Below are 26760 nucleotides of genomic sequence, written 5' to 3'. Positions count from 1 at the left end.
TGATTATTCCTCCCATGTAACGAATGAGTGATTTTTTTTGAACCAGCTGGCTCAATCTAATAATAATTGAAAATGCGGGCATGTATACTCTTTTTACAAAAACTGTACATTTTCTTTAGAAAATTAAAATACAGATAAAATATGTTAACAAAATTTACAGTAAATTATTGTAAAGTCAGGTAGAAAGATAGATTCTAAGTTTTTTGATCAGTCGGTAGTCTTGCTTTATGATTCTTAGAAGATATACTATTTAAGGGCATTCAACATATTTCTTCCTGTAAGGGAGAGAATAATGATTAACATTCTTTTTAGGAGGATAAATATGAAAGGTAAGTCGAAAAAATTAAGTTATGAATCAGATGGAAAGATGGGGAAACAAAAGGAGAAGAAACACAAGAAAAAACAACAAGATGAAAAAGAAATCTTTTTTAATTCAACTCAGAATAGTGAATGAATAGTAGGATCAGGAGATTCCTTAAATGATAGAAGTTCAACCTCCTGCCAATTATCAAATTTAAAAGTATTTTGTGAATTGCGTAATAACACCCTGAATTCCTTCATAGGTGTTATTACGTATGTAATTAATCTTTTAAATAGTTTTCAAATCCCTCAGCTGTAGTTAAAGGTTTTAGATGTATTTTGCTTTATCATGCAAAAATATTTGAGTTCAAACAAAATGTTTGTTACGATTACCGTTGAACTGATAAAAGTTTACATTTGAACTCGGAGGGTGAATGATGGAGCGATTTACTCATAATGTAGGGGATAATATGATTTCTTACATGGACCAAGGTATAGGTCATTGTGTAGTATTAATTCATGGGTTTTGTGGTAATCACAATTATTGGAAGTATATCGTTCCACATTTAGTGAAAAAAAACAGAGTTCTTACAATTGATTTAAGGGGTCATGGGGAATCGAGTACCCCGAGGGATAGTTATGAAATAGCAGAGATGGCAGAAGATATTTCGATCCTTTTAAATTCTTTACAAATTGATCGTGCAACATTAGTAGGTCATTCATTAGGAGGATATATAGGTCTTGCCTTTGCAGAAAAACATCCTGAAAAACTTTCTGGCTTGGCTCTAGTGCATTCAACTGCGTTTCCTGATACAGAAATAGGAAAAGTAAACAGAGACAGGGGAATTCAAAAAATTACAGCTGAGGGGATCGTTCCTTTTGTTAATGATTTAATACCAAAGCTTTTTTCAGTCAAGAATGCAAATGAACGAAAGAATGAAATAGATTATGTGAAAAGCATTGGTTATAAAACATCTGATTATGGTGCAATATGTGCACTTGATGCGATGAAAAATAGACCTGATCGAAATGATGTGTTAAGAAGTCTCGAAGTGCCAGTTCTTTTAGTTGCAGGTAGAGAAGATCAACTTATTCCATTAGACCGTGCCTTTTCTGTTGAAAAACCAACTATAAATCATGTTGTGATTGAAGACTGTGGACATATGTCCATGCTTGAACAACCTGACCAATTAGTTGATGTTTTACTACATTATTTACAAACAATTACTGATAGTAAAAGATAATAAACTGTAGCCCCTCTCTAAACATTGTTTACATTGATTGAGGGGCATTTTTGTAATAATTTAGAATTTATATTCTTAAGGTAGTTTAGTTTAAGTGTATAAGAATAATAAAAGTTTCAAACATTAGGTCTTGGTGACAATTAAGTTCTTTATAACATAGTTTATTGTTTTAGCTGAGCTCTTTTAATAAATGTTAGTTCTTCCTCAATAAGACCGCATACGCCACATTGCACCTTATATTGAGGTCCATTATAAGCTACATGGAAGGGGTCTAAAGATGCTTGTTCTAATTCCTCAATAAGGTCTCCAGTTTGAGGATTTAATTTAACCGATTTAACATGTTGTTCAATAATATTAAACCGTGAACGATTTGTTTTGCAGTTTGGACATAAATAAGGGGTTGACATACGGATTACACCTCCTAGTATATTAAATACTAGCTTGTGCGATTTTGTGGGAAATATGTAAAAAAGCTATAATAAGTCACTATTCAAGCGATGTTAGAACCTTGCATAGTTTGGTTTTATAGCCTTTTTCTCATATATTTAATTGAATTCTTAAGCGTTTAATAGTTTATTAAATAAGGTGATGAAATTTTCCATATCTTGGTCACTAAAATCATTGAATTTTTGTAATAAGAAGTCAGTCTTCTTTTTTTCAAATAATTCTAATGTATTTTTACCCTCTTCAGTTAAATGAAGGTCAACAATTCTACGGTCTTGAACAGATCGAACACGCTGTATCCAGCTCTTTTCAATTAGAGAATCTGTTACTGCAGTAATGTGGGATGCTGATACATTTAGCATTTTTGATAAGTCTGATGACTTTCTTGAACCTTGTTCATAGAGTGTTTTGAGAATGAAAAACTCATTTCTTGACATTTCTTTATCGTAAACCTGGTTCATTTCTTGTCGTAATTTCTTATAAACATGTCGCATGAGTGCTTCCATTTCATACATTTTATCTTGCCGACTTTTCAAGCTAATTTCCTCCGAACCTACAATATATTCTTTTTTAAGACTAAGGAATCTTTATGATTGTGTCAAGTTATTTACAATTCAGGGGCTTTCCAATTGAAAATCAGTTTACTTTCATCCGTTTTATCTCTTGATATATAATATAGACAACCACTATAAAGGGGGCGTTACATAATGAGTAAGGACAAATTAGAATTAGCGACATTTGCTGGGGGATGTTTCTGGTGTATGGTACAACCATTCGATGAACTTCCAGGGATTGTAAGTGTGATATCTGGCTATACCGGTGGAGAAAAAGAAAATCCTACCTATGAAGAAGTTTGTTCTAATACTACAGGACATCTCGAAGCAGTTCAAATTACATTTCAGCCTGAAATTTTTCCATATGAAAGCCTATTAGAATTGTTTTGGCAGCAAATTGACCCTACAGATGCAGGCGGTCAATTTCACGATCGTGGGGAATCTTATAAAACTGCGATTTTCTATCATTCAGAGGAACAGAAACAGTTAGCTGAAAAATCAAAGCAATTACTAGAGGAAAGTGGAAGATTTTCAAAACCAATCGTTACAATGATAGTAGAAGCAAAGCCATTTTATCCAGCAGAGGGTTATCATCAAGATTTTTATAAAAAAAGTACTGCTAGATATAAGCAATATCGGACTGGTTCAGGTAGAGATAAATTCATTGAACAGTATTGGAAAGGCAAAGATCAACATGCATTAAAAGAAGTATTAAGCCCAATTCAATTTGAAGTAACACAAAATAACGGAACTGAGCCACCTTTCCGAAATGAGTTTTGGAATCATGAGGAAGATGGCATTTATGTTGATATTGTTTCTGGAAAACCATTATTTAGCTCGACAGATAAATATGATGCAGGTTGTGGGTGGCCAAGCTTCACAAAACCGATCGTGGAATTAGAAGTGATTGAGAAAATGGATACAACACATGGCATGCTTCGGACAGAGGTAAGAAGCAAGACTGCTGATTCTCATCTTGGTCACGTTTTTAACGATGGTCCAGGACCAAATGGACTTCGTTATTGCATTAATTCAGCTGCCCTAAGGTTTATTCCAAAAGAAGATCTTGAAAGAGAAGGATACGGGCAGTATACTCGTTTATTTGAATAATTGGTTATTAACGTAAATGAGGTGACTACAAAATTGTCTTATGATAAATTGTAAGATAATTGATTATGTGTAATATAATATAGACATTTGATTAAAAATACAGAGGGAGTTGCTGGAGATGACTGTTCTTGGCTTTGAACATGTAGGAATACAAGTAGCAAATATTGAAAGATCAATTACATTTTATCAAGAAGTTGTTGGATTAACGTTAATTGATCAATTTTTACATACTGATGGGGATAAAAAGCTTGCTTTTTTAGGTGTAAATGAGGAAATTATTGTTGAATTTATTGAGGGGTATAATGCCGATCTTCCTGCTGAAGGGAAGGTTCATCATGTTGCATTCAAAGTTGAAAATATTGAGAAGGAACAAAAGAGACTTGATGAAGCAGGTGTTGAATGGATTAGCAAAGATATTACAGTCCTTCCAAATGGCGCAAAATACATTTTTTTTAGAGGTCCTGATCAGGAATGGATCGAGTTCTTTGAAAAGTAAAAATCGTTTTACTTTGAGTTACACATTGTTGTGTAACTTTTTTTTCGTTTAAAATAGGCGAATGCACATGCAATACAACCCACCCATGACATAAAGTAAAGAGAAATCTAATATTAGGATAATAGGAGTGGATAAATATGCATTGCTACTATGATCACGGATATCCTTGTGGAAACGTTGGGTACGGTACTGGTAATAGCTTCGTTTTAATTGTTGTCCTTTTCATCTTGTTAATTATCGTAGGTGCGGCTTACGTACGATAAACAAACTAATGGCTTAGAGCTCCATATAGGGGCTCTTTTTTTCGATGGATTTATTTAGAATTAGGCTAAGGGTTTCAATCTACCCATTAAAAAGCTATAATAAAAAAATCTTGTCTATGGGGGAATGAGACTTGAAGTCCTTTTATCATTATTTAATGAAATATCGTCATCCTAAGCCAAAGGATGATATTGCAAAATTTGCAAATGATGCATATCTTGATCATGGTTTTCCTAGAAATTCTGATCGCTATGATGAGTTAAGCTCATATTTAGAGATGAATGGGCATTACTTAAAAAGTATGTCAGTATTTGATGATGCATGGGATCGTTATCAAAATGAAATCCTAAAACAAATATAAATATCAATAAAAGACATAAGGCCATCTTTGACAAGACACTTTATGTCTTTTTACTTTCAAAAAAAAATTTCCGTTTTTGAAAACTAATTTTTTATTTAGAAGGCAGTTTATATAAACTACCGCCTTTTTGAATGGACGAACTATCAATTTCATCTTCTTATCCAAAAAGTGCCCATGACGAAATAAGAAATACAGCATATACTATCCTATCCTTCATAATCACGACAAAGGAGAGATGGGCGATGAAAAATAGACCAAAATATAAAATAGGGGACATTGTCGTGATTATTATGTATGGAACAGTTGGGACAATTACGAAGCTACATCAAGTTGACCAACACTTTGTGTACGAAGTAAATCATAGTGAAATTTTATACTTTGAAAGCGCTCTTCAATTATATTCCGATTATGATGGTTCAGTAATCGAAACGGAACAGATTAGCATTGATGTTCTTTATCAAATTGGAGATATAGTCCTGGTTAAAGGATATGGTAGTTCATTATTCCGAATCGTGGGCATTAGAACAGAGGTTTGGCGATATGCTGATGATGGATGGGAAGAACTAACATATGAATTGACAAGGATGTCTGATGGTGAATGGCTGGAAGCTACCGAAGATGAGATGAGCCTAATGATAAGTAATCAAGACGCTGAAACATTTATGCAACAACTTCATCTTAATAACACGAAAACAGATACAGGTCGATATTTTAAAGCAATGATTAGTAATCATATTAGTTCAGATACCGATGAAGTAGGAAATGGGCTACAGGAGCAGAATAAAATGATTGATGAATTACTTGATATCTACAATGATTATAAGGCACTTTATCAAATGTTTGGAGAGCCTGAATATAAAGAAATGATGGATTTAATTTTAAAAAGTCTTCGAAGATATCGAGAAACGGATAGTAATAATTAAAAAAAACAGGTAATTAAGAGAAAGCAAAAGTATGGTATGCAAAAAACAATCATCCCGAGAAATAATCCTCTAATTAAAAATTGTAATAGCTTGTCAAATCCTGGTCCATCAATAAACTGAAGAATATTGTGATTTGATCTTCTTTCTTTTTCAATTATTCCATTCTGATAATCCGCTTTTAACATACTATCCACTCCTAATTAAGAATGCTTGTCCACTTAAATCTATCTATATGAGAGAAAACCTTCTTTATTCCAGTTTCTATATATATTATTTATTTTTTAAGGTTTAACAGGCTTAAAACTCCGACTTTATGATTCAGGAGATGCTAAGAAAATAGGATGTTGGTAACTGTCCATAAAGATCTGTTAAGTCTTGTTTTAATTAAGATTAGCCTTTAATGAAAAATTAAATGTTTTAAGGTGACATATGTCCTTTTACAAGGACATAAACAATAAAAGGGGGGCGATATTGTGAAGGAAATTGAAGTGATTATTGATACAGAGGAGATTGCGGAGTTCTTTTACAATGAGCTCACAAAAAGAGGGTATGTTCCTGGTGAAAGTGAGCTAGAAGAACTAGCGGATATTACGTTTGATTACCTTCTAAACAAATGCATTATTGATGAAGATTTAGATTTTGAGAATGAAGATTAATAGTTAATAACATTGAGGCTGACTGAATAGTGGAACGTCTGAATTCTAATCACTATGTATTTTGGTTGAAACCCCATAATACTGAATGTGTGAAAAAGGACTGATACTAAGTCAGTCTCATTTGTATGTTCAAATTACGTTTCTATCGATCTAAATATAATCTAGAATTATTTTTTCTAGACGATACTAGCCAATCTTGTGTTTAGTTAACTTTAATTTACCAAGCGCCAATAACATGTTTAAATCACGTTTGACATCCTTTGTTATGTCTGTTTCATTCATCGTTATGCCAATTTCGAAAGATTTTATTTGAGCTATATCTGTAAACCAATCTTGTTTTGTAGGAAATGAATGTGATACATCGTTCCATGCATGTGGCAATGAAGGACTATAGATCTTATGAACATGATGATTATCCTTTGTATATAAATGTGGCCAATAGTCACTTCTTGAACCACTATGGCCAAAGTAATTGGCAAAGCTATATATTGAATTATATTGATGCTTAGAAAACAGAATTGAATACAGCTGCTTTCCAATTTGAATTCGTTCAGACACTGAGGAAAATTCATGAACTTCAATTCCTGAAAGTTTATAATACCTTAAAAATGGATATCGTTTATAAGGGAATATTACATGTGTAAGACCCATTTTTTCCTGCAAAACATATGGTAATGTATGAAAGATTTTATTTTTCGTTGTTTGCGAAGACATTAAGTGTTTTTCTACATAATTTTGTTCATTTGTAATGAGAGCTAAGGTTAATAAGCTAGAATTTGAGGACGAAAGAAAGTAGTTCCAGATAGGAATCATAAATTTTGAAATATGAAAAGCGGGTAGTAAGTGAAAGTATGATCTGTTTTCATTCTTGCTTTTTTCGTATAAAAGTAATTGGGGATATGCATCATAAAAAATTAGCGCATTTGCTCTCTCTAAAAAGTCGAACATTATCTGCCTTTTCTCATTGTCAAAAAAATGGCTGACCAACGAGCTTTTTAAGTCGGTCATACTGTATCCACCATTACGAGACACCATATGAGCAAGAAATGACCAATGAATTTCTTTATGTTTGGAAAAAAAACGGAGATATGCTTCTGTTCTAGTTAAATTATTAACATTATGTTGTTCTGTTTCCTTGTAAATTTCTCTAATTAAATTACGCTCAGTTTGTGTTGTGAAGACAGGAGTTAGATTATTTAATGATTGATTTATCTCTTCGTAAAGCTTTATCCGTTCAGATTCTTGTACTGTAGGGTATTCCTTTGGATTCGGAGCAAATGTTTTTAATAGTCCCAACATGTAAGCCATCCTTTGTATTTATACTTTTATTGTAATGTTAAAAAATGACTGTTGCTAAAAATTCACGATATAATTGATGTATTATTGTATGTAAAAGTGAAACCTTTGTTCTTTTAATTCGTATATATAAACATAAAGCAGAAAAGAGGGATAAAACATGTTACGCAAAATACTTAAATCACTCATATCAAGTAAAACTTCCCATTCCCATAATCGTTATAGCTCAAGTGATTTTAAAAAACGAAAATCAGGCTATAATCATCCATCTAAATATGGCCATCAATATTATAAGAAAAAGCATAAATCAAGTGGTTTCTTTAGTTCCTATAGTAGCTAAATGAAGAGGATTTACTCAAAGCTAATAGAAGTTAGTGAAAAACCTTTAAAGACTGCAGAACTTATTGGTGGGAAATATATTGTTGTAAATTTGCTCGGAAAAGGAAGCTATGGTTACACGTATTTAGTGAATGATCAACAAGGAAATCTTCTTGTATTGAAACAATTACGGAAGTACAAAATGCTTGAAGAATCAGGTCGGAATTCATTTAAACGTGAGGCAAATATATTAAAAACTTTAAATTGTTCAGCATTTCCGACCTTTTATGAACATTTTGAAGAGAATAACAAACAATTTATTGTAATGGAGCATAAAAAGGGAAGTACATTTGAAGAAATAATCTTCCGTGAAAACATTTCATATACTGAATCTTCAGCTTTCAATGAGCTTTACCATATCTTACATTTGGTAAAATATATTCATGAACTCGGGTTTATACATCGGGATTTAAGAATTCCGAACATACTAAAAAATGATAAAGAATACTTTATTATTGATTTTGGACTTGCAAGAAAGCTAGAAGATCAAACAAGTCTAATTGAGAAAAAAGTCAATCATCTCGAAAAGCAATTGTACCGGGAAATTGCCTTTAAAAGTGATTTTTACGCTTTAGGACATTTTTTATTGTTTTTACTTTATTCGTCTTTTGAACCAATTTCTAAGAAAAAAAGAAGCTGGGAAGAAGAATTACAACTTACACCCATCGCAAAAAAAGTATTAAGAAAAATGCTTCAACTGGATGAACCGTATGCAGAGGTCCAATTATTAATAAATGATGTAAAAGAATGCATTTAAACGGAGGAGAAAGTTATATGTCATTTTTTAACAAGGTTTTGGCTAGTATTGGAATTGGATCAGCTAAGGTAGATACAAAGCTTTCCCAATCTTCAATTAAAGTAGGAGAGGAAGCAGAAGGAATTGTTGAGATTAAAGGTGGTAGCATCGAACAAAATATTGATGAAATCTACTTAACTATCAATACTACATATGAAAAAGAATCTGATGATAAAATCATTCATAAACAAGCTGTTATTTCAACAATTAAGCTAAATGAGCCCTTTGTTATAATGCCAGAAGAATTAAAAACCATTCCTTTTAAAATTAAAATCCCGATGGATACTCCAATAAGTACCGGTTCCTCAAAAGTTTGGATTCAAACTGGAGTAGATATAAAAGGCTCAGTTGATCCAACAGACCGCGATATGATTGACATTTTGCCAAGTGATATGGTCGAGGAAGCAATGAGCGTATTTTCACAACTCGGTTTTAAATTAAGAAAGGTTAAAAATGAAGCAGCTCCCTATAAAATTCGTAAAAGGTTACCGTTTATTCAAGAATTCGAGTTTGTTCCAACTTCAGGTCCTTATTATGGTAAATTCGATGAGATTGAGTTGATCTTCTTTCAAATTGATGAAACTAAACTAGAAGTAATTATGGAAGTGGATCGTCGCGCAAGGGGACTAGCAGGTTTGTTCTCAGAAGCATTAGATATGGATGAATCATTGATTCAATTTACCATACAAGATTATGAACTTCCTACAATTAAAGCTACCTTCAATGATGTACTAATGAAGCATAGTTAAACAATTATAGAGTGGAAAATAACAACTATTATTAAAAATGGAGATGATTAGATGTTTAAAAAATTAGCTGCTGATGCATTAGGATTATCTGATATTGGAACAATTATTCAGCCTTCAGATTATGATAAAACGGATGCTGATGACTATGTTATGCATGAAGATAATGAAAAAATCTACTTTTTAATAAAAACAAAAGCTGATGAATATTGCTTCACGAACCTTGCTGTTATACACGTAGATGGAGCTAGTGCGGCATCATCTAAAAGAACATTGAATCGATATCCATATTCTCAACGTAAAATTTCAGGAGTTGCGCTTGAAACAGCTGGAAAGATCGATATGGATGTAGAAATAAAATTTTCAATTGGTAGTGAAACATTTGATATTGATGTAAGAAAAGATCAAATTGAACAATTAAAAGATCTATACAAAGCGCTTATCCGTATTTCTGAAATAACCTTCGAAAATGAGATTATGTTAAATATGGCAACACAAAGTTTAGATAAGGCCGTAGCAGTTCTACAAAATGCTCGAACAGATGATAATAATCTTTCAGATACATACAAAGGGCTTACTGAATTCGGTTTTAATTGGCTATCTTCCGCTCGTGAACAATACCATGAGAGAGACTTTGGTGAAGTATTTGAGAAGTACATTAATAACTAATAGTTGCACTTTCATAATAAAACGTTGTACGAAGGCTGACATGATTTTTAGTCAGTCTTTTTGATATAGTTAATTCCAGAAATGTAAGTAAAGCAACAACTTGTTTAATGAATAATTATTCTTGCTAAAATGCATGTTTCGTTTGAACGATATATAGTTATTTCTCTATTAAGATGTACATCAATATTTTGCTCATGAAATTTGATCAAGTTATGGAAACTAGGTTTTGAGGAAAAAAGGTTTAAGGTTGAGGTTTGCTAGAAAAGATGGTAACAAAATCATAGGTTGATGTGGTTACCGTAATTGTGGTAACCCTCACTTCATATCTGAATAAGGGATTGTATTGAAGTCTATTGCGAACCTCTAAACTTTGCTTCTAAAGAATCCTTAGATAAAGCAATAATGCAGGATTTATAGTTGAAGGATTGTTAAGATAGGCAATATTAGAATGGGAAATTATGTGGTGTAATATGCTCGTAGGTAAGAGAAGATTATATTAAAATCAATTTAAGGTAATCTTCACGTTGAAAGGTGATGATAATAGATGAAAGATTATGCTAAGCTACCTTTATTTATTATTACAGGTGCTAGTGGGAGTGGTAAAACGACAATAGTGCCACATCTTCGAGAACTTTTACCTGAATTTGATGTATTTGATATAGATGAAGAATTACTCACTAATGCCGTTGGGGATTGGCAAATAGTAAAAAATATTTGGATGAGAATTGCTAGTCATATTGCAAAAAGTAATAGAATGACTATTTTGTGTGGAACTCAAATGCCTTGGGAAATTAAAAAGTGTGAGGATTATAAAGAATTTAGTCAAATTTTATTCCTAAACCTCCATTGTGACGATAGAGTTCGTGAAAAACGTTTGCTTGAAAGAGGCTGGTCAAATGAACTTATAAAGGAGCATAATCAATTTGCGAAATGGTTAATAGAGAATGCAGATAAAGAATATGAACCACCAATGGTTATGATCGATACATCAAATACGAGTGTTAATAAGGTTTCAATAAAGGTAAAGGATTGGGTTGAAAAATATGCAAGGTAGAGATCTAACTTACATTTTTTTGTCAGGGTTTTTAGCTATATCTCAACAACAGACCAGTTCTTTGTGTAAAGGAGAGGAATGCTTTTGATAAAGTGGTTTATTGTATCACTATTCATATTTCTACTCTGCGCTATTATTTATCCCTATGAGGTAATAGGTTCTTTAGATAATAATGTAACACTTTTTTTCGAAAAGGTTCGTTCACCGTTATTGAATGATGTGTTTTTATTCATATCGGATATCGGATCGATTAAATACATGTTGCCAATTTGTTTTGTTATTGCGGTTATATTACTTATTAGACGGAAGGTTATAGATGTCGTTTTTTTATTTGTCATGCTTTATAGTGTAAGGCAGCTAAATTATCAGCTTAAAGAGCAATTTTTAAGAGAACGCCCTTCTTTTAATGCAGTATATGAAGCGGCACATTATAGCTTTCCAAGCGGTCATTCAATGAATTCCATGGCAGTTTATAGCTTTATTTGTTATCTATTAATTCGTTATTTGAGTAATACAAATAAACAAAATAAGACTTTATTAATCAGTACGATAACCTTAATTTTTTTAATTGGATTAAGTAGAATATATTTGGGTGTTCATTACCTTACTGATGTAGTTGCAGGATTTAGTGCAGGTTTTGTGTGGTTTATTGTTTTAACAACAATAATAGCTAAAATAAATCAGTTGTTCGACAAAAAAAGATTGTTTTAGATAAAGGGATTTTCTCCATGAATAGCCAATTTAAGTAGTATATAATGCTGACTTACTTGGAGGGAGAAATGTGGTTTATTCTTTATTGGTTAAAAAACGATTAAATGCATATGATATTACGATTTTTCAAACTCCTAAGTTTGGAGACAAGAAAGGGTATGAAGCTGTCTATCGGTGTTTTCTAGAAGGGAATAGACATAATGATGTATTAGAAAAGGCTTTTCAAACCTTTAATGTAGCAGACCGAATGCCCCCAGATTATCAGGCACGATATGTATGTACAGGTGATATATTATTAATTGATGAGGGGAAAAAAGGACAATTTTACTATAAGCTTCATCCAGAAGGATGGAAACAAATAAATCGTATTCACGTAAGGTGAGGCTGACAGTTTATTAAAACTGTCAGCTTTTCTAATCCTATATTAATGAGATTCTTGATTATGTCCAGGACCATTTTTTCGCTTTGCTGAAGATTCTTCCTTACCATGAGCAATTTCCTCAGCGCCAGTTACTTCTGGTGGAATATGATTATTCTTTTTAGGTGTAATTCGATTACGATGCTTTTTACCCATTTAATTTACCCCATTTCATTTGTGTTGTTATTATTGTGAGTTTTTTGTTTTTTTGATTTTTTTGATGCTTGAGGGTGTGATCTGTTTCGAGAACCTGGATTTGTTTCATTTGCATGCTGTACAGCTTGTTCTAGTTTCTTTTTCAAATTTTTCCCCTCCTAAATAGATTTACTTTTATATCATTTCCCTCCTAGCTTAAGATAAAGCTGTAAAAAAATGATTAGCATAAAATTAATTATGTATTTGAAAAGGTGTTACAATATCCCTATTTTCTCTCGGGGAAACTTTTATTTGGATTATTTCTTATGGTATAGTAAATTGACTCTTTAGTTACATTTGAATAGGAGGGAAAAGTAAAATGAGTGTACATATTGGTGCAAAAGAGAATGAAATTGCTGAAACGGTATTACTACCCGGTGATCCATTACGTGCAAAATATATTGCAGAAACGTTTTTAAATGATGTGACTTGTTACAATGAAGTAAGAGGAATGCTTGGCTTTACTGGGACATATAAAGGAAACAGAATTTCTGTGCAAGGAACGGGTATGGGAGTTCCGTCAATCTCTATATACATAAATGAGCTTATGCAGAGCTATGGTGTACAACAGTTAATCCGTGTGGGAACATGTGGTGCGATTCAAAAGGATGTAAAAGTGCGGGATGTCATATTGGCAATGAGTGCTTCAACTGATTCGCAAATGAATCGCTTAACATTTGGTGGGGTTGATTATGCACCTACAGCTAACTTTGATCTTCTTAAAAAGGCCTATGATACAGGACTTGAAAAAGGATTAAATCTTAAAGTAGGTAATGTATTTACAGCAGACATGTTTTACAATGATAATGCTGAATTAGAAAAATGGGCACAATATGGTATCCTAGCAATCGAAATGGAATCAGCAGCCCTCTATACACTAGCTGCAAAATATGATCGTAAAGCTCTTTCTGTTTTAACAGTAAGTGACCATATATTAACAGGTGAAGAAACAACTTCAGAAGAGAGACAAACTACATTTAATGATATGATCGTCGTTGCACTTGATGCAGCTATAAAGAAAGATTAACGTGTGCACCAGCACACGTTTTTTTGTGCTATAAACTACTCTTGTAATGCAGAAATTGTCGATAATATTTGGCAAGTAATGAGTTTAAATATTTAGGTATAAAGGTAAAGATGTGAGTAGGAGCTAATAATCATTTATTTCGAATGTAATTTAATGATAAAATAAGTAATGTTATTGATTTTAGGGTAGGGTGGTAATATGTCGCATTATGTAAAAATAAGTATGATTTTGTCTCTTACTGTAACACTTACAGCTTGCACAAGCTTCTCACTTCCAAATGGGATGCCGTTTAGCGGAAATCATGAGGGGCAGGATATAAAACAGTCGGGTCAAAGAAGTGAAATAGAAAATAATTTAGTTATATCAGAGGAAAAGCAAATTGATGAAGATTTTCTATTAGAGTCAAACTTTTTTAATGTTGTAAAACAAGTAGACGGAGATAAAATAATTGAAAATCCGACAAATATTCTCTCAATGGTAAATAAAGAATATACTTTACCAGAGGAATATGAGCCAACAGACTTGGTTGCTCCAAACGTTGAATTTTCATTTGGTGAAGAGGATATACCGAAACGATATTTAAGACAAGAGGCAGCACAAGCTTTAGAGGAATTATTTTCCATAGCTAAAAATAATGGTATTGAATTACTTGCTGTATCTGGGTTTCGATCATATTCAAGACAACAAGGGATATTTAATGTTGAAAAAGAAGATAAAGGTGAAGAACAGGCTCTACATGCAGTTGCTCTTCCAGGTCAAAGTGAACATCAAACAGGTTTAGCAATGGATGTTACGAGTAGAAGTGTAAATCTTGAAATAACTGAGGATTTTGGTGAGTCAATAGAGGGTAAATGGGTCAAAGAGAATGCACATAAAGCAGGTTTTATTATCCGATACCCAAAAGGAAAAGAATCCATTACAGGATATCAATATGAGCCTTGGCATTTACGTTATGTTGGAAAAGAAAAGGCAGCGATAATCTACAAGAACGGGCTCACTTTAGAAGAGTATTTTCAAAAGGTGAAAAAAATATAGCGGAGATTAGTTTATGTTAGATAAAATGGACCATATAAAACAGGATTTGAGGATCCTTTTCATTGGATTTAATCCTAGTCTTGTATCTGGAGAAGTGGGACATCATTATGCAAATAAGCATAATCGTTTTTGGAAAATATTATATGAAGCAGGTATAACTGTTCGACAGTATAAACCAGAAGAAGATTTTACGTTGCTAAACAACGGGATTGGATTTACGAATATTGTCTCACGGCCATCAAGAGCTGCCGAAGAAATCACTTCTGAAGAATATAAAGTAGGAAGAATTATTCTACGGCAAAAAATAGATGAATATAAACCTAAAATAGCCTTTTTTGTAGGGAAAGGTGTTTATCTTCAATATAGTCAAAGAAAAAAGGCAGACTGGGGAAAACAAGAGCACAGTATTGTAGAAGGAGTCATTGATTTTGTTGCACCATCCTCAAGTGGATTAGTTAGGATGAGAATCGATGACATTATTTCCATTTATAAAGACGTAACTAAATACTGCCAATGTTAGTAGTAAAGGGAAGGCTGTAAGCCTTCCCTTTTTGAAGTATAGTTTTTCAATTAGCTAGTTCTTAATATCTTAATACTCTTGAAGTCTAAAGGTAAACTGCAAATGAAAAAAGCGTTAGCGTCTATTTACCAGAAAAATAAACCAGCTAAAGCGATCCCAGTAATAAATCCTAAACCAATCCCATATGGGTATCCATAACCGTACCCGTAACCACCATAGAAACCAAGACCATATCCACCTCTTTGTACCATAGGCTCGATAAAGACTTTATTATTCGAAACTCTACAAATTCTCCCTACATGTACACGACCATTTCTATCATTAATCCTAACAACCTTTCCGTTATAGCGACAACATAAATTATAATAGTGTTGTGACATGACTTTCCCTCCCTTACGCTCATTTAACATATCTTATGTGAAATGAACAGTAAGAGATTGTACGCTAAACCTAGCTATAATAAATTGAGTAAGCTTAATTGTTACGCTTTTTACGAGCAAAAAATACACAATAAGAAAGTTTATTAGCGTATTTTATTGTTAGTCTTTCATGTTCAGAAAGAAGTATGAAAGCGTGATCGGGAATTGATTTAATTGGGCTAAATTCTGTGGTAGGTTCATTATCATCAAAAGTAAGATCTAGCTGTGATAAATGCTTATAAATTGGTAGCTCATATTCAGTAAATAGATTATTCCATTCACTTATGGAATATATATGTTCACATCCGTAAAATGCTGTAAGTTCTAATTCTTCCTCTGTTGTAAGCGGGGCATTTCGAATCATCTCAATCGCGACCACTATACCTCCTGGCTTTAATATGCGTGAAAGTTCCGGTAAAGTGTTTGGAAGCGAGGTGAAATTCAATACAGATTCACATAAAATAAGATCATACGTATCGTTAGGAACAGTCGTATGTGAAAGATCTTCATTCATATAAGGTATATCAAAATTTAAGTTGAGGTTTCTATTTTTTGCATGTTCAATCATTTGTGTGTTAATGTCCAACCCAGTTATTTGATAACCTAATTGGTGCAAATAGCTTGTCGTTTGTCCTGTTCCACAACCAGCGTCAAGTATCGTACTATCTAATGGGAATTGTTCACTTTCAAAAATTTTTTTTGTTAGCATTATTCCACCGGGATGTGCACCACCGATACCTAATAAAGATAACAGATTTAAATAATTCATTGAATACCTCCATTCAGTTCCCTAAACTTAAATTATGCGGGAACAAAAGGACAGGTGCTTAGATACAGCTAAAAATGCAATGTCTCTCATAAATTTTATTTAATTTTGGAGTAATCATTTGATGAATTTCAGCTTTGTATATCGTTTGAAGCGAATATTTTACATGTAAAGTATTTAAAAAATGATCGACACAATCATTTATATAACTTGAAATTTGATTTTTATAAAAAAATGCTTTCGATTTAATTTTATTATCAATATCTTCTATTAATAAAAACGAAAAATTAATCATTGCTAAATCAGTTTTTCCAATGTATTCTGCTAGTTGCATGGTACATTACCTCCTGAATTTACATTCGTGTAATAAACTTTACAATTAATTAATGAAAAAGTATCGGGCAATTTGTCGAAATGAAAAAATAAATTACTGTTATAACTATTCAACACTAAAAAAAACCGTTCTAGATAAAACGATGGATTTATTTAAGCATAGTACTAAACCCAATAGACTACATAATTTCTTATATGATTTAATTATAAAAACGAACCTTTTCCTCATAATTGTTGACGTTTTAATTTACCTTAGACATAATAGGTACATACATAAAGGTGGTGTAATTGTTACAGTGAAAAAGAGTAGATTGTTCATTTGGATTATTGTTACAGCAATTGTTACTGCGGGTATTACATACAGTATTGTTAAACCTAAAGAGGTAAGTATTGCTGGTAATGGAGACCCTTTCCAAAAGTTAAGATCAACGTATGATATTTTACAAAAGGGTTATTACAAAGATATTGATACAGACAAGCTTGTGGAAGGGGCAATTAAAGGGATGGTTGAATCCCTAGAAGACCCATACTCTGTTTATATGGATGTTGAACAAGCGAAGAGTTTTAGTGAAAATATCTCATCTTCATTTGAAGGAATTGGTGCTGAAATTCAAGAAAGTAATGGTACTATTTTGATTGTTTCTCCTATAAAAGGGTCACCTGCTGAAGAAGTTGGATTAAAGCCAAAAGATGTCATTCTAAAAGTTGATAAAGAGTCAATTGAAGGCCTTTCAGTCAATGAAGCAGTAATGAAAATTAGAGGTGAAAAGGGTACAAAAGTCAATCTTGTTGTCAGACGTGAAGGGGTAGGCGAGTTGAATTTTACAATTACCCGTGACACAATCCCATTAGAAACAGTTTATTCGGAGGTTATTGAGGATAATATAGGTAAAATTCAAATTACCAAATTTTCCGAAACTACAGGTGAAGAATTAGCAAAAGCGTTAACAGATTTACAAGAGGAAAAAGTAGAAGGGTTAATTATAGACCTGCGCCAAAACCCAGGTGGATTAATGGATCAAGCCTTAGCTATGTCGGAACTATTTGTAGCGAAGGGGGAAAATATCCTTCAAGTAGAATATAATAATGGTTCTAAAGAAGTGTATAAATCAGAGAATGAGGCAGCAATTGACTTACCAATAACCGTTTTGATTGATGGTGGAACTGCAAGTGCTGGCGAAATCATGGCTGCAGCATTACATCAGTCAGCAGGAATTCCTTTAGTTGGTGAAAAAACCTTTGGAAAAGGAACAGTCCAATCAGCTGAATCATTTAAAGATACATCATCAGTAAAATATACAACTGCAAAATGGCTAACTCCTGATGGTACTTGGATTCATGAAAAAGGGATAGAGCCACAAATAAAGGCAGAACTTCCTGCCTATGCAAACTTACCTTTTATTAATCCAGAAATTGTTCTTAAAAAAGGTGATTCTAAAACTGAAGTAAATGCAGCTCAACAAATGTTAAAAGCATTAGGTTATGAAGAAGTTAGTGTAGAAGGCTACTTTGATGATAGTACTGAAAAAGCAGTTAAAGATTTTCAAAAGCAACATAAACTTACAGTGGATGGTAAAATAACTGGTGAAACCACAATGAAAATCATGGAACTGATTCAAAGTAAATTACAAGAAAATGATACACAGCTTGAAAAGGCGATATCTGTACTGAAAGAAAAGATGTAACCAAACTTATGAATTAAAGACAGTATGCTTTCCTTGCATAAATTCTTGCAAGGAAAGGGATCTGTCTTTTTTAATTAGTCTCTGTTAAAGCTCACTGTTGATTTTGGCACCTTGTTGATTGGAGCGGATATGTGAGACTCCTGCGGGAGTGCGAGTCCAAGGGAGACCCCACAGGTGCAGAGCACCGAGGAGGCTCCCGGACCGCCCGCGGAAAGCGAACGCCTGCAGCGGAAATCAACAACCAAGCTTAACAGAGCCTTTAATTAAGGCTGTTTTCGCAAACTTTGTTGCTTTTAAAATAGTATTGGGTTGGTTGATTGGCGCTCCAGGATGCTCGCTTTCCGTGGGGCGGGCGATGAGCCTCCTCAGCGCGAAGCGTCTGCGGGGTCTCACCTGTCCCGCTACTCCCACAGGAGTCTCGCACCTTCCGTACCAATCACCCTAATCAGTTTTGTTCAAAAACAACAATCTTTTAGAAAAGAGCCTTAATAAAAAAAATTATAGCCAAGTAGATACTTGTTCAAGGTCCAAGCGGTTGCTTTGATGTGCTGGTTTAACTGCTTTTCCAATGGTAATCAACATTATCGGTACGAATCTTTCTGATATGTTAAATTCTTTTATAAATTGTTCTTTATTAAAGCCACCTATGGAACAAGTATCATATCCTTTTGCTTTAGCTGTTAGCATTACTTGCATGGCTGCTAAGGAAGCATTTAAAAATGCTGCATCTCTAGCAAATGCTTTATCAGTATAGGCACGACTTATTTGACCTGCTAATGTTTCTTTAATTTCAGGTGTAATATAGCCAGCTTCTACTAATGGATCATATACTAAATCAGTATTATTATTGGCTTCAAGGTCACCTAAAATCGCGATAACTGCAGATGACTCAACGATTTGACTTTGATTATAAGCGACAGGAAGTAACTTTTGCTTTGACTCTTCGCTCTTAAAAACAGTAAAATGCCAATGCTGCAAGTTCCATGCTGATGGTGCCTTAGTTGAATAGGTTAAAATCTCAGATAATTCTGCTTCTGATATTTTAACTTTAGGATCGTAGTGACGTACAGATGCTCGATTATTAAGAACTGTAAATAGATCTTCTGCGTATGTTGTTGTACTCATGTGAAAAGCCTCCTTGGTTGAATTTGCTGTATATTTCTTTTATACTAAAAGTTATATACTTACTTTTTGTAAGTTCTTTCACATAACATATAATAGTTGATGTGATAAAATGAGTCAAGAAATTAAAACAAGGGGCGATAATTATGAAGATCAATCTTTGTCCGAAAATGGAATCTGCCTTTCGTCTTTTAGGTAAACGATGGATTGGTATCATCATTCATGTTTTATTAGATGGTCCTAAAAGATTTAAGGATCTGACAGAGATTATCCCTAGTATTAGTCAAAAGATGTTATCTGAAAGGCTAAAAGAGTTGGAAAATGAAGGTCTTTTGGAAAGGATTGTTTATGATGAAACACCTGTGAAAGTAATTTATCAATTAACTAAAAAGGGTAAACACTTAGAAGGTGTTATGAACGAAGTTGGAATCTGGGCTAACACATATTGTACTCCTGAGGAGGACTGATTGTATGTCTAAAACAGTTATCGTGACTGGAGGATCAAAAGGAATAGGGAAAGAAATTGTTTCTCAATATGCTGTGAAAGGATATAAAGTCATTATAGCTGATATTGATGAAGACACAGGTAAAGAATTAGAAAAGGAATACCAAGCTCAATCCTTACTCGTCAGCTATATAAAAGCAGATGTATCACAAGTATCAGACATTGAAACTTTGATGCGAGAAACAATCTTACGATATAATACAATTGATATACTTATTAATAATGCTGGTATTTCAAAATGGGTTTCACCATATGACATAACGGTTGAAGAGTGGGATTCAGTTATCTCAACAAATTTAAAAAGTGTGATGTTTGCATCTAGAGAAGCTGCTAAATATATGAAAAAAAATCAATACGGTGGAAAGATCATAAATATTGCTTCAACAAGAGCGATTATGTCTGAGAAAAACTCGGAGTCTTATGCTGCTACAAAGGGTGGAATAATTGCAATAACACATGCTCTGGCAGCCTCACTTGGAGAAGATAACATTCAAGTCAATGCGATTTCTCCTGGGTGGATTGAAACGGGTGATTATCAATTATTAAGGGAAATTGATCATACACAGCATTTTTCGAAAAGAGTTGGTAAACCAATTGATGTTGCAAGGGCATGTTTATATTTAACGATGGATGAAAATGATTTTGTAACAGGTACAAATCTTGTTATTGACGGTGGAATGACTAAAAAGATGATTTATGAGGACTGATTTTTCAGGCATTGCGTTTATGATTAACAAATTTAAACTAATTACCTAAAACATAGATATTAGCCCACTCAATATTTACTTTTATGAATACTTTTTAGTGTAGGTAAATATTAGAGGAGGAAATATAATGTCACCTTATATGATGCGAAATAATATTCATAGACCATACCCTGGTGGAAGATTCTTTTTTGGTGGTCCGTTTGTGGGCGGTTTGCTTGGTGGTTTAGTCGGAAGTGCGATTTTTAGACCGAGACCACCATTTTATCCACCTTATCCACCTTATCCTTATGGTGGAAATCCATATGGTTATGGGTATGGGTATGGTAGTAGCTATGGCTATCCATATGGCGGGGGGTACCCATATTAACAATCTTTTATCTCGTATGACTCGCACCATCAAAAATGAACGGAATTTTGAATTTCACTGAGAGCTCTCCTTCCATTAGGGGTTAAATAAGTTCCTTAAAATCAAAAGAAACTACCTATCTGTAGGTAGTTTCTTTTGATTTTGGCTCTTTTCTGTTGCTTTAAAGCGAGTGTGGTTTTGTATTATTAGTGGGTTAATTTCTATATTAATAGGAAATATCTACTTCTGAAATACTATGGTCATGTAACCTAATAAATTGTATTTCAAGGCAGCCTTCAATAAACCTAGCTTTTGCTCCTTTCCTTTTTACTGGAGATGGAAGCAAATATTTATTTTGATCTGATTGATTTGGGTAGTTGTGAACAATTAATTGATGGTTTGTATGCTGTATTTTAATCTTTCCAACATCGTCTTTAGAAACAGGTAGTTTTACATATACAAAATCGTTTGTTTCAAAAATTTCTGGCGACGATTTTTTGGCAGTGTTTCCTCTTTTTTCATTTTGAGTAAGTTCTCCTTGAAATGGAAAGCTTTGAGTGAAATCTTCTCCAAAAACATTTTTCATTACTGATTGTATATAGTTTTCAACTTCCTTTGGATTCATTTTATTAATGTGTTGAGTAAATCCCTTTTGATCGAATGGGAATTGTTTATTCCAAGGAAACATTTTTTCACATCCTTAATGATGAAGATAGTTATTAACATGATATGCAATGTAAAAGAAAACGGTTAGCAATGCTTATATCTTGTAGGACATGAACTTTCAAGTTTATAATGAACGTTAAGTGCATAAGAAGTGAGGTTATAGAAGTGAATACATCAGCAGGAAATACATACAAACAAGGACTTATTTATACAGCGGGATCATATTTACTTTGGGGGATATTACCTTTATATTGGAAAATGATTGAAAATGTATCAGCAGAAGAGATACTAGCACACAGAATATTTTGGTCATTTTTATTTATGCTCATTTTACTTTCTTTAAATAAAGAATGGAAAAATATAATAGTCGCAAGTAAGAGGATGATAAAACAACCGCTATTATTTCTTTCATTAGTTTTCTCATCTTTACTAATAAGCATAAATTGGTTTGTATACATATGGTCTGTTAATAATGAACATATGATTGAGGCAAGCTTAGGATATTATATAAATCCTTTAATAAGTGTCCTTTTAGGAATGATCTTCTTTAAAGAGAAGTTAAATTTTTGGCAAAAGATGTCCTTCGGTGTTGCGGCAATTGGTGTTATGATCATGACAATTCATTATGGGGAAATTCCATGGGTAGCATTAACTTTAGCATTAAGCTTTGGATTGTACGGGTTGACGAAAAAGCTGACAAAATTCAGTTCAACAATTGGCTTAACGTTTGAGACGATGGTTGTAACTCCGATAGCAGTATACTATTTATGGGTGATAGCTAGTCAAGGCAAATCTGAATTTTTAGCTTTTGATGTATCAACAAATTTATTATTGGTAGGAGCAGGTGTCGCAACAGCTTTACCATTATTACTTTTTGCAAGTGGTGCACAACGCATCCCATTATTTATGGTTGGAGTGCTCCAATATATAGCACCAACCATAACGTTAGTTATCGGAATTGTCGTATATAAAGAACCGTTTACGACGATTGAAATGGTTACATTTACGTTTATTTGGAGTGCATTAATCCTTTTTACATTATCTAATTCAAAATACTTTAAAAAAGTTGAAGTAAAACGATCAAGAAAAAATACAATTGGTATGTAAAGAAGAGAAGAAATTGAGGGATTATGATGGGTGAAAAAGAATTATTAGATGCATATCGACAACTATGGATAAACCGAGAACTACCTATTGAAATTGACGAGACTGAGACTTTGAGAGCTGCAATTGAAAAGGAACTAAAGGATGAAATGACACATCCACGACTTCGGAAAAGTCCTTATGAGAAGTTTCACATATCTGTCAAAAGAATTGTCTCTTCTACATTAAATGATGACTACAAAATAAAATTGATTGATTCACATATTAACGTACTTGAAACGCTCACGAAATAAATTTAATAAGGGAGTTATAAAAATGAAGCCAATAACAAAACAAGCTGTACAAGCATACTTAGAACAATTTTTAAACAAAACAGTTTATATACATTTAGAAACGACAACAGGAGCATACTCTGCTCATAAAAACGAATCAAACATGACTGTAGTTGCATTTATTCGAAATACAAAAGTAACGTATCATCAAGCAAAAATTACTGGAAATGGTCCTTATCGTGTCGGATTAAAAATGAATGAAGGATGGATTTATGCAGAGGGTTTAACGGACTGGGTCTATAATGATGAAAATCAACTATTAATGGCTGGTCACAACTCAGAAGGACAATTAGCTATTGCTTTACAAATAAGTGAAAAACCTTTCCAGTATTAAAATTTAATACGTTAAAATTAATAACTAAAGAGGAGATTGAAAATGAAAGAACATGTTTTAGTAATTTTACCGCACCCTGATGATGAGTCATTTGGTGTTGCAGGACTAATTGCACAAAAAAGAAAAGCTGGTATTCCGGTTACATATGCTTGTGGTACCTTAGGTGAAATGGGAAGAAATATGGGAAATCCACTTTTTGCTAATCGTGAATCTTTACCAATTATCAGGAAGAAAGAGTTAGAGGACGCTTGTAGGGCAATGGACGTACAAGACTTAAGGATGCTTGGACTCCGTGATAAAACAATAGAATTTGAAGATGATGAAGAGTTAGCTGATATGATGGAGGAAATAATTGATAATGTTGAGCCCACACTTATTGTTACGTTTTATCCAGGGTTTGCAGTCCACCCGGATCACGATGCATGCGGTGCTGCAGTTATTCGTGCATTAAAACGTCGACCGATTGAAAAACGTCCTGTAACCTATTGTCTGGCTTTTTCAAATAATCGCTTTGAAAAAATTGGTGACCCAGATATTACGATTAATATTACAGATGTAGCGGATATAAAATTACAAGCACTTAAGGCTCACCGTTCACAAACTGAAGGGATGTTAAAGCAGATGGAAGAAAAGTTATTAAATAATGATCCAGAAGCTAAGCATTGGTTTGAGCAAGAAACGTACTATACTTACAAATGGGAAGACAGAGAAAAATAGGGTTTACTCAATAATAAAATCATATTTAATACATACAAAAAAGCTAATTCACTGAATTAGCTTTTTTGTATTAGGGCAATCTCATTTTTCCTCTGAATAATATGAAGTCGAATTGACAGTCCAATAGCACCCGCTGCGAGCCCAGAAATTAACCCGATCCAAAATCCAAATGCATCTAATGTTGTATAGGTTGCTAACAGATAGCCGACAGGTAATCCGATAACCCAATATGAGACAAGAGCCATTATAAAAGTAATATTGACATCCTTATATCCTCTTAAAACTCCTTGAATAGGAGCAGCGATTGCATCTGAAAGTTGAAAAAATATTGCATAGATTAAAAAGTCCTGAGTTAGTTTTAATACAGCTGCATCTGACGTATAAATAGATGCAACCTCAGGTCGGAAGAAATAGATACAAGCTGCAGATAAAGCTGAGAGAAAGATAGCCAATCCAATTCCTATATAACTATATTGCTTTGCATCCTTTAACCGTTTTGCACCAACTTCATGGCCGACAATGATTGTTAAGGCCATTGAAATACTTAATGGAAGCATATAAAGAAAGGAGGCGAAGTTTATCGCAGCTTGATGGGAAGCGATCGTGATCGTATTGTATTGGCTCATTAATAGGGTAACAGCGGCAAAAATACTTGTTTCAAAAAAAATAGATAATCCAATAGGAACGCCTATTTTTAATATCTCATTCCATGCCTTAAAAGAAGCCTTATAAAATGTTTTAAATACGTAATACTCTTTAAAAGGAGACTGCTTCATAATAATGACTAACGCAATGACAGTAATACACCAATACGTAATAGCAGAGGCAACACCTGCACCGATTCCCCCAAGTTTAGGTAACCCGAATTTTCCAAAAATAAATAAATAATTAAACACAAAATTAATTGGTAGTGAGGTTAAAGTAATAAACATTGTCACTCTAGTAAAACCTAGTGCATCGATAAAACATCTTAAAACAGCGTAGATAAACAAAGGTAAAATTCCAAAAGATAAGGCAATTAAATAACCCTTTGCAATATGGCGGACTTCTTGTTCTAGGCCCATGTTAGTTAAGATTGGATCTAAAGAAAAATAACCAACAATGATAATAATTATTGAAAGTATTACACTTAAATATAAACCTTGGATAATTATATTTGGTACTTCTTTATTTTTGTTAGCACCAACTAAATGAGCAATAATTGGTGTTATGGAGAGCAAGATTCCACTTAATCCTGTATAAACTGGCACCCATAGACTTGAACCAATCGCAACCCCTGCTAAGTCAGTAGGATGAACTTTTCCTGACATTGTTGTATCGAAAAAGTTCATCGAATACAATCCTAATTGTGTAATGAGTATCGGGAATAAAATACTCGATAATTGAATGATCTTTTCGCGTTTTGTAACTGTTTTCTTCATATAAATATCCTCGTTTCTTCTTGTTGACTAGAGAATTATAACATGAAAAAAACAAAGAAATCTTATTTTGGTTGATTGTCTGATTTTCTCGATTCACCTTTAAACATTTGATAATAAAAGAAGCCTAATGAAAGTACTCCAAGGATACTAAAAGTATATTGTAGTATTTTATGTGTTAGCATTGGCAAAACCTCCCATTACTAGTATGTTGAAATAATTGGAAAAGATACATTTGAAAATAAAATGACTTTTTTAGAATAAAAATATCTTTCATAATTATCTTGCAAAATAATAAAACTAAAACAAAGGAAGGGGCGGATATTTTGGAAGGCTACAATACAGTTACAAACATTAAGAATCATATAGCTTTTCATTTAGAACAAATTATTGAAGAAGCAGAAACGATGAGATCTTCGATAGAGGACAAGGACTATTGCTTATTATGTGAACTTGCACATATTAAAGAACAGTTTAATGAAATTCAAACTTCTGCTTCCTTTTTTTACTTAAAAACCTATATAGCAGACTTTACACAAAATTACATTGACATCGCAAAGGCTATTCAAAATTTATCTGAGCGACGCCATGGAGCACTAATAATTGTTGAACGTAATAATCCAGTTGACAGCCTCCTACAAGGGGGTATTCAATTAAATGCAAATCTATCGAACAGATTGATTGAAAGTATATTCTTTCCGGGAAATCCTTTACATGATGGCGCACTTCATATAAAAGGGGACTATATCGTATCAGCTGCGAATGTCTTACCATTAACTACGCAAAACTTTGGAAATGAAAAAGTTGGTACAAGGCATCGAGCTGCAATTGGACTTTCAGAATTGATAGATGCCCTTGTATTAGTGGTTTCAGAGGAAACAGGCAGAATGTCATTTGCCTTGGACGGTACACTATATCCAATTAGTACGGCAAAAGATAGTATTCACTAGTTAAATCTACATTAAGTTCTAAACTTTGGAATTGTATTGCTTTAAGGAGTAATTCAAAACCTTTGTAAATTTTAACGATTAAAGTTTATGTAATACACTTTCATATCAAAAAGGAGGCTGACAATTATTAAATCAGCCTCCTTTTTACATTTATTTTTTTAA

The 26760-nt window shown here is 33.2% G+C and carries 39 protein-coding genes; 27 read left to right on the top strand and 12 right to left on the bottom strand.

The genetic code is table 11. The annotated features are described in order from the left end of the window. Positions 1 to 322: 322 nt before the first annotated feature. Positions 323 to 454, top strand: coding sequence for a hypothetical protein (locus HUW50_RS27345; protein WP_260445616.1), 132 nt, complete (start codon positions 323 to 325; stop codon positions 452 to 454). Positions 455 to 734: 280 nt separating this feature from the next. Next, the gene (locus HUW50_RS25685) at positions 735 to 1544 is read left to right on the top strand and encodes an alpha/beta fold hydrolase (protein ID WP_185653508.1); all 810 of its coding nucleotides are present in this window, start codon (positions 735 to 737) and stop codon (positions 1542 to 1544) included. A gap of 161 nt (positions 1545 to 1705) precedes the next feature. Here the strand turns inward: HUW50_RS25685 and HUW50_RS25680 are convergent, their stop codons facing one another. Together HUW50_RS25680 and HUW50_RS25675 are read right to left on the bottom strand one after the other, a co-directional pair. Further along, positions 1706 to 1951 (bottom strand): DNA alkylation repair protein, encoded by a 246-nt coding sequence (locus HUW50_RS25680; protein ID WP_066332687.1) that lies wholly within the window; start codon positions 1949 to 1951, stop codon positions 1706 to 1708. Positions 1952 to 2101: 150 nt separating this feature from the next. Next, complete coding sequence (locus HUW50_RS25675; RefSeq protein WP_066332690.1) at positions 2102 to 2524, bottom strand: MarR family winged helix-turn-helix transcriptional regulator; 423 nt, start codon at positions 2522 to 2524, stop codon at positions 2102 to 2104. Positions 2525 to 2695: 171 nt separating this feature from the next. Here HUW50_RS25675 and msrB point away from each other — a divergent pair, with 171 nt between their 5' ends. The 5 genes from msrB to HUW50_RS25650 all read left to right on the top strand — a co-directional run bounded on the left by msrB (position 2696) and on the right by HUW50_RS25650 (position 5693). Further along, positions 2696 to 3652: a peptide-methionine (R)-S-oxide reductase MsrB gene (gene msrB, locus HUW50_RS25670; RefSeq protein ID WP_066332693.1), complete on the top strand. Its 957-nt coding sequence runs from the start codon at positions 2696 to 2698 to the stop codon at positions 3650 to 3652. Between the two features lie 118 nt (positions 3653 to 3770). Then, on the top strand, positions 3771 to 4148 hold the full coding sequence (locus HUW50_RS25665) for a VOC family protein (RefSeq protein WP_066332695.1): 378 nt from the start codon (positions 3771 to 3773) through the stop codon (positions 4146 to 4148). A 137-nt stretch (positions 4149 to 4285) separates the two neighbouring features. After that, positions 4286 to 4411, top strand: a complete 126-nt coding sequence (locus tag HUW50_RS25660) for a YjcZ family sporulation protein (protein WP_066332700.1) — start codon at positions 4286 to 4288, stop codon at positions 4409 to 4411. Positions 4412 to 4542: 131 nt separating this feature from the next. Then, entirely contained in the window at positions 4543 to 4770 is a 228-nt protein-coding gene (locus HUW50_RS25655; protein WP_066332704.1) for a YozE family protein, read from the top strand. 242 nt (positions 4771 to 5012) lie between these two features. Next, the gene (locus HUW50_RS25650; RefSeq protein ID WP_066332709.1) at positions 5013 to 5693 is read left to right on the top strand and encodes a hypothetical protein; all 681 of its coding nucleotides are present in this window, start codon (positions 5013 to 5015) and stop codon (positions 5691 to 5693) included. Here HUW50_RS25650 and HUW50_RS25645 read toward each other — a convergent pair. Further along, on the bottom strand, positions 5690 to 5878 hold the full coding sequence (locus HUW50_RS25645) for a hypothetical protein (protein ID WP_066332711.1): 189 nt from the start codon (positions 5876 to 5878) through the stop codon (positions 5690 to 5692). The two genes, HUW50_RS25650 and HUW50_RS25645, sit on opposite strands and share 4 nt — an antisense overlap. Positions 5879 to 6166: 288 nt before the next feature. Between HUW50_RS25645 and HUW50_RS25640 the strand changes: the two genes are divergently transcribed. After that, the gene (locus HUW50_RS25640; RefSeq protein WP_066332712.1) at positions 6167 to 6349 is read left to right on the top strand and encodes a YozD family protein; all 183 of its coding nucleotides are present in this window, start codon (positions 6167 to 6169) and stop codon (positions 6347 to 6349) included. Between the two features lie 186 nt (positions 6350 to 6535). On the opposite strand, the gene HUW50_RS25635 is transcribed toward HUW50_RS25640, so the two are convergent. Further along, on the bottom strand, positions 6536 to 7648 hold the full coding sequence (locus tag HUW50_RS25635) for a DUF2515 family protein (RefSeq protein ID WP_066332715.1): 1113 nt from the start codon (positions 7646 to 7648) through the stop codon (positions 6536 to 6538). A 157-nt stretch (positions 7649 to 7805) separates the two neighbouring features. On the opposite strand from HUW50_RS25635, the gene HUW50_RS25630 reads away from it, so the two are divergent. The 7 genes from HUW50_RS25630 to HUW50_RS25600 all read left to right on the top strand — a co-directional run bounded on the left by HUW50_RS25630 (position 7806) and on the right by HUW50_RS25600 (position 12381). Continuing rightward, entirely contained in the window at positions 7806 to 7985 is a 180-nt protein-coding gene (locus HUW50_RS25630; protein ID WP_157094392.1) for a hypothetical protein, read from the top strand. Then, positions 7986 to 8780: a serine/threonine protein kinase gene (locus HUW50_RS25625; RefSeq protein WP_185653507.1), complete on the top strand. Its 795-nt coding sequence runs from the start codon at positions 7986 to 7988 to the stop codon at positions 8778 to 8780. Between the two features lie 17 nt (positions 8781 to 8797). Next, positions 8798 to 9568 carry a sporulation protein gene (locus tag HUW50_RS25620; protein WP_066332722.1) on the top strand — a complete coding sequence of 257 codons (771 nt, stop codon included), beginning with the start codon at positions 8798 to 8800 and terminating at the stop codon, positions 9566 to 9568. A 51-nt stretch (positions 9569 to 9619) separates the two neighbouring features. After that, a complete protein-coding gene (locus tag HUW50_RS25615) occupies positions 9620 to 10234 on the top strand; it encodes a PH domain-containing protein (RefSeq protein ID WP_066332725.1) in 615 nt (204 codons plus the stop codon). Positions 10235 to 10778: 544 nt separating this feature from the next. Then, positions 10779 to 11288 carry an AAA family ATPase gene (locus tag HUW50_RS25610; protein ID WP_066332727.1) on the top strand — a complete coding sequence of 170 codons (510 nt, stop codon included), beginning with the start codon at positions 10779 to 10781 and terminating at the stop codon, positions 11286 to 11288. A gap of 84 nt (positions 11289 to 11372) precedes the next feature. Continuing rightward, positions 11373 to 11999, top strand: a complete 627-nt coding sequence (locus HUW50_RS25605; protein ID WP_185653506.1) for a phosphatase PAP2 family protein — start codon at positions 11373 to 11375, stop codon at positions 11997 to 11999. A gap of 70 nt (positions 12000 to 12069) precedes the next feature. Beyond that, positions 12070 to 12381 carry a YodL domain-containing protein gene (locus tag HUW50_RS25600; protein WP_185653505.1) on the top strand — a complete coding sequence of 104 codons (312 nt, stop codon included), beginning with the start codon at positions 12070 to 12072 and terminating at the stop codon, positions 12379 to 12381. Between the two features lie 42 nt (positions 12382 to 12423). Here the strand turns inward: HUW50_RS25600 and HUW50_RS25595 are convergent, their stop codons facing one another. Beyond that, complete coding sequence (locus tag HUW50_RS25595) at positions 12424 to 12573, bottom strand: hypothetical protein (protein WP_185653504.1); 150 nt, start codon at positions 12571 to 12573, stop codon at positions 12424 to 12426. 5 nt (positions 12574 to 12578) lie between these two features. Further along, the gene (locus HUW50_RS25590) at positions 12579 to 12719 is read right to left on the bottom strand and encodes a hypothetical protein (protein WP_185653503.1); all 141 of its coding nucleotides are present in this window, start codon (positions 12717 to 12719) and stop codon (positions 12579 to 12581) included. A 212-nt stretch (positions 12720 to 12931) separates the two neighbouring features. Between HUW50_RS25590 and deoD the strand changes: the two genes are divergently transcribed. The 3 genes from deoD to HUW50_RS25575 all read left to right on the top strand — a co-directional run bounded on the left by deoD (position 12932) and on the right by HUW50_RS25575 (position 15194). Beyond that, positions 12932 to 13639, top strand: coding sequence for a purine-nucleoside phosphorylase (deoD, locus tag HUW50_RS25585; RefSeq protein ID WP_066332740.1), 708 nt, complete (start codon positions 12932 to 12934; stop codon positions 13637 to 13639). A gap of 198 nt (positions 13640 to 13837) precedes the next feature. Beyond that, positions 13838 to 14674, top strand: coding sequence for a M15 family metallopeptidase (locus HUW50_RS25580; protein WP_260445615.1), 837 nt, complete (start codon positions 13838 to 13840; stop codon positions 14672 to 14674). Positions 14675 to 14687: 13 nt separating this feature from the next. Beyond that, positions 14688 to 15194: a mismatch-specific DNA-glycosylase gene (locus HUW50_RS25575; protein ID WP_066332747.1), complete on the top strand. Its 507-nt coding sequence runs from the start codon at positions 14688 to 14690 to the stop codon at positions 15192 to 15194. A 125-nt stretch (positions 15195 to 15319) separates the two neighbouring features. On the opposite strand, the gene HUW50_RS25570 is transcribed toward HUW50_RS25575, so the two are convergent. From HUW50_RS25570 to HUW50_RS25560, 3 genes are all read right to left on the bottom strand, one after another. Then, positions 15320 to 15574, bottom strand: coding sequence for a hypothetical protein (locus HUW50_RS25570; RefSeq protein ID WP_066332751.1), 255 nt, complete (start codon positions 15572 to 15574; stop codon positions 15320 to 15322). A 94-nt stretch (positions 15575 to 15668) separates the two neighbouring features. Next, entirely contained in the window at positions 15669 to 16382 is a 714-nt protein-coding gene (locus HUW50_RS25565; protein ID WP_185653502.1) for a class I SAM-dependent methyltransferase, read from the bottom strand. Positions 16383 to 16440: 58 nt separating this feature from the next. Then, positions 16441 to 16713 (bottom strand): hypothetical protein, encoded by a 273-nt coding sequence (locus HUW50_RS25560; protein WP_185653501.1) that lies wholly within the window; start codon positions 16711 to 16713, stop codon positions 16441 to 16443. Positions 16714 to 17008: 295 nt separating this feature from the next. Here HUW50_RS25560 and HUW50_RS25555 point away from each other — a divergent pair, with 295 nt between their 5' ends. Further along, positions 17009 to 18397: a S41 family peptidase gene (locus HUW50_RS25555; RefSeq protein WP_260445612.1), complete on the top strand. Its 1389-nt coding sequence runs from the start codon at positions 17009 to 17011 to the stop codon at positions 18395 to 18397. Between the two features lie 498 nt (positions 18398 to 18895). On the opposite strand, the gene HUW50_RS25550 is transcribed toward HUW50_RS25555, so the two are convergent. After that, positions 18896 to 19522 carry a nitroreductase family protein gene (locus tag HUW50_RS25550; RefSeq protein ID WP_066332766.1) on the bottom strand — a complete coding sequence of 209 codons (627 nt, stop codon included), beginning with the start codon at positions 19520 to 19522 and terminating at the stop codon, positions 18896 to 18898. 143 nt (positions 19523 to 19665) lie between these two features. Between HUW50_RS25550 and HUW50_RS25545 the strand changes: the two genes are divergently transcribed. The 3 genes from HUW50_RS25545 to HUW50_RS25535 all read left to right on the top strand — a co-directional run bounded on the left by HUW50_RS25545 (position 19666) and on the right by HUW50_RS25535 (position 21098). Then, positions 19666 to 19986 carry a winged helix-turn-helix transcriptional regulator gene (locus HUW50_RS25545; RefSeq protein ID WP_066332772.1) on the top strand — a complete coding sequence of 107 codons (321 nt, stop codon included), beginning with the start codon at positions 19666 to 19668 and terminating at the stop codon, positions 19984 to 19986. A gap of 4 nt (positions 19987 to 19990) precedes the next feature. After that, positions 19991 to 20731, top strand: coding sequence for an SDR family oxidoreductase (locus tag HUW50_RS25540; protein WP_185653499.1), 741 nt, complete (start codon positions 19991 to 19993; stop codon positions 20729 to 20731). Positions 20732 to 20858: 127 nt separating this feature from the next. Beyond that, positions 20859 to 21098, top strand: coding sequence for a hypothetical protein (locus HUW50_RS25535; RefSeq protein WP_066332779.1), 240 nt, complete (start codon positions 20859 to 20861; stop codon positions 21096 to 21098). A gap of 205 nt (positions 21099 to 21303) precedes the next feature. Here HUW50_RS25535 and HUW50_RS25530 read toward each other — a convergent pair whose 3' ends face one another. Beyond that, positions 21304 to 21765, bottom strand: coding sequence for an Hsp20/alpha crystallin family protein (locus HUW50_RS25530; protein WP_066332783.1), 462 nt, complete (start codon positions 21763 to 21765; stop codon positions 21304 to 21306). Positions 21766 to 21908: 143 nt separating this feature from the next. Here HUW50_RS25530 and rarD point away from each other — a divergent pair, with 143 nt between their 5' ends. The 4 genes from rarD to bshB2 are packed head-to-tail and all read left to right on the top strand — an operon-like array spanning position 21909 to position 24230. Continuing rightward, on the top strand, positions 21909 to 22850 hold the full coding sequence (gene rarD, locus HUW50_RS25525) for an EamA family transporter RarD (RefSeq protein ID WP_066332786.1): 942 nt from the start codon (positions 21909 to 21911) through the stop codon (positions 22848 to 22850). A gap of 23 nt (positions 22851 to 22873) precedes the next feature. Beyond that, on the top strand, positions 22874 to 23140 hold the full coding sequence (locus tag HUW50_RS25520; protein WP_260445611.1) for a hypothetical protein: 267 nt from the start codon (positions 22874 to 22876) through the stop codon (positions 23138 to 23140). Positions 23141 to 23162: 22 nt separating this feature from the next. Then, on the top strand, positions 23163 to 23513 hold the full coding sequence (locus HUW50_RS25515; RefSeq protein WP_066332792.1) for a YojF family protein: 351 nt from the start codon (positions 23163 to 23165) through the stop codon (positions 23511 to 23513). A gap of 42 nt (positions 23514 to 23555) precedes the next feature. Continuing rightward, the gene (bshB2, locus tag HUW50_RS25510; protein ID WP_066332796.1) at positions 23556 to 24230 is read left to right on the top strand and encodes a bacillithiol biosynthesis deacetylase BshB2; all 675 of its coding nucleotides are present in this window, start codon (positions 23556 to 23558) and stop codon (positions 24228 to 24230) included. Between the two features lie 56 nt (positions 24231 to 24286). On the opposite strand, the gene HUW50_RS25505 is transcribed toward bshB2, so the two are convergent. Then, positions 24287 to 25651 (bottom strand): MATE family efflux transporter, encoded by a 1365-nt coding sequence (locus HUW50_RS25505; RefSeq protein WP_185653498.1) that lies wholly within the window; start codon positions 25649 to 25651, stop codon positions 24287 to 24289. Between the two features lie 323 nt (positions 25652 to 25974). On the opposite strand from HUW50_RS25505, the gene cdaS reads away from it, so the two are divergent. After that, entirely contained in the window at positions 25975 to 26598 is a 624-nt protein-coding gene (cdaS, locus tag HUW50_RS25500) for a sporulation-specific diadenylate cyclase CdaS (RefSeq protein WP_232329029.1), read from the top strand. Positions 26599 to 26760 lie beyond the last annotated feature (162 nt).

It is taken from the genome of Metabacillus sp. KUDC1714, from assembly GCF_014217835.1.
Lineage (GTDB): Bacteria > Bacillota > Bacilli > Bacillales > Bacillaceae > Metabacillus > Metabacillus rhizosphaerae.
Note: the sequence above shows the minus strand (reverse complement) of the source record. Positions and strands in the feature narration are given on the sequence as shown.

What these genes read in the sequence shown, in the direction of transcription:
- msrB (WP_066332693.1), top strand. Translation starts at nt 2,696, where the DNA reads ATGAGTAAGGACAAATTAGAATTAGCGACATTTGCTGGGGGATGTTTC.
- HUW50_RS25530 (WP_066332783.1), bottom strand. Translation starts at nt 21,765, where the DNA reads ATGTTTCCTTGGAATAAACAATTCCCATTCGATCAAAAGGGATTTACT.
- HUW50_RS25685 (WP_185653508.1), top strand. Translation starts at nt 735, where the DNA reads ATGATGGAGCGATTTACTCATAATGTAGGGGATAATATGATTTCTTAC.
- HUW50_RS25545 (WP_066332772.1), top strand. Translation starts at nt 19,666, where the DNA reads ATGAAGATCAATCTTTGTCCGAAAATGGAATCTGCCTTTCGTCTTTTA.
- HUW50_RS25625 (WP_185653507.1), top strand. Translation starts at nt 7,986, where the DNA reads ATGAAGAGGATTTACTCAAAGCTAATAGAAGTTAGTGAAAAACCTTTA.
- HUW50_RS27345 (WP_260445616.1), top strand. Translation starts at nt 323, where the DNA reads ATGAAAGGTAAGTCGAAAAAATTAAGTTATGAATCAGATGGAAAGATG.
- HUW50_RS25630 (WP_157094392.1), top strand. Translation starts at nt 7,806, where the DNA reads ATGTTACGCAAAATACTTAAATCACTCATATCAAGTAAAACTTCCCAT.
- HUW50_RS25580 (WP_260445615.1), top strand. Translation starts at nt 13,838, where the DNA reads ATGTCGCATTATGTAAAAATAAGTATGATTTTGTCTCTTACTGTAACA.
- HUW50_RS25565 (WP_185653502.1), bottom strand. Translation starts at nt 16,382, where the DNA reads ATGAATTATTTAAATCTGTTATCTTTATTAGGTATCGGTGGTGCACAT.
- HUW50_RS25680 (WP_066332687.1), bottom strand. Translation starts at nt 1,951, where the DNA reads ATGTCAACCCCTTATTTATGTCCAAACTGCAAAACAAATCGTTCACGG.
- deoD (WP_066332740.1), top strand. Translation starts at nt 12,932, where the DNA reads ATGAGTGTACATATTGGTGCAAAAGAGAATGAAATTGCTGAAACGGTA.
- HUW50_RS25660 (WP_066332700.1), top strand. Translation starts at nt 4,286, where the DNA reads ATGCATTGCTACTATGATCACGGATATCCTTGTGGAAACGTTGGGTAC.
- HUW50_RS25515 (WP_066332792.1), top strand. Translation starts at nt 23,163, where the DNA reads ATGAAGCCAATAACAAAACAAGCTGTACAAGCATACTTAGAACAATTT.
- HUW50_RS25550 (WP_066332766.1), bottom strand. Translation starts at nt 19,522, where the DNA reads ATGAGTACAACAACATACGCAGAAGATCTATTTACAGTTCTTAATAAT.
- HUW50_RS25520 (WP_260445611.1), top strand. Translation starts at nt 22,874, where the DNA reads ATGATGGGTGAAAAAGAATTATTAGATGCATATCGACAACTATGGATA.
- HUW50_RS25665 (WP_066332695.1), top strand. Translation starts at nt 3,771, where the DNA reads ATGACTGTTCTTGGCTTTGAACATGTAGGAATACAAGTAGCAAATATT.
- HUW50_RS25615 (WP_066332725.1), top strand. Translation starts at nt 9,620, where the DNA reads ATGTTTAAAAAATTAGCTGCTGATGCATTAGGATTATCTGATATTGGA.
- HUW50_RS25505 (WP_185653498.1), bottom strand. Translation starts at nt 25,651, where the DNA reads ATGAAGAAAACAGTTACAAAACGCGAAAAGATCATTCAATTATCGAGT.
- HUW50_RS25620 (WP_066332722.1), top strand. Translation starts at nt 8,798, where the DNA reads ATGTCATTTTTTAACAAGGTTTTGGCTAGTATTGGAATTGGATCAGCT.
- HUW50_RS25635 (WP_066332715.1), bottom strand. Translation starts at nt 7,648, where the DNA reads ATGTTGGGACTATTAAAAACATTTGCTCCGAATCCAAAGGAATACCCT.
- HUW50_RS25575 (WP_066332747.1), top strand. Translation starts at nt 14,688, where the DNA reads ATGTTAGATAAAATGGACCATATAAAACAGGATTTGAGGATCCTTTTC.
- HUW50_RS25650 (WP_066332709.1), top strand. Translation starts at nt 5,013, where the DNA reads ATGAAAAATAGACCAAAATATAAAATAGGGGACATTGTCGTGATTATT.
- HUW50_RS25560 (WP_185653501.1), bottom strand. Translation starts at nt 16,713, where the DNA reads ATGCAACTAGCAGAATACATTGGAAAAACTGATTTAGCAATGATTAAT.
- HUW50_RS25595 (WP_185653504.1), bottom strand. Translation starts at nt 12,573, where the DNA reads ATGGGTAAAAAGCATCGTAATCGAATTACACCTAAAAAGAATAATCAT.
- HUW50_RS25645 (WP_066332711.1), bottom strand. Translation starts at nt 5,878, where the DNA reads ATGTTAAAAGCGGATTATCAGAATGGAATAATTGAAAAAGAAAGAAGA.
- HUW50_RS25535 (WP_066332779.1), top strand. Translation starts at nt 20,859, where the DNA reads ATGTCACCTTATATGATGCGAAATAATATTCATAGACCATACCCTGGT.
- bshB2 (WP_066332796.1), top strand. Translation starts at nt 23,556, where the DNA reads ATGAAAGAACATGTTTTAGTAATTTTACCGCACCCTGATGATGAGTCA.
- HUW50_RS25610 (WP_066332727.1), top strand. Translation starts at nt 10,779, where the DNA reads ATGAAAGATTATGCTAAGCTACCTTTATTTATTATTACAGGTGCTAGT.
- HUW50_RS25540 (WP_185653499.1), top strand. Translation starts at nt 19,991, where the DNA reads ATGTCTAAAACAGTTATCGTGACTGGAGGATCAAAAGGAATAGGGAAA.
- HUW50_RS25570 (WP_066332751.1), bottom strand. Translation starts at nt 15,574, where the DNA reads ATGTCACAACACTATTATAATTTATGTTGTCGCTATAACGGAAAGGTT.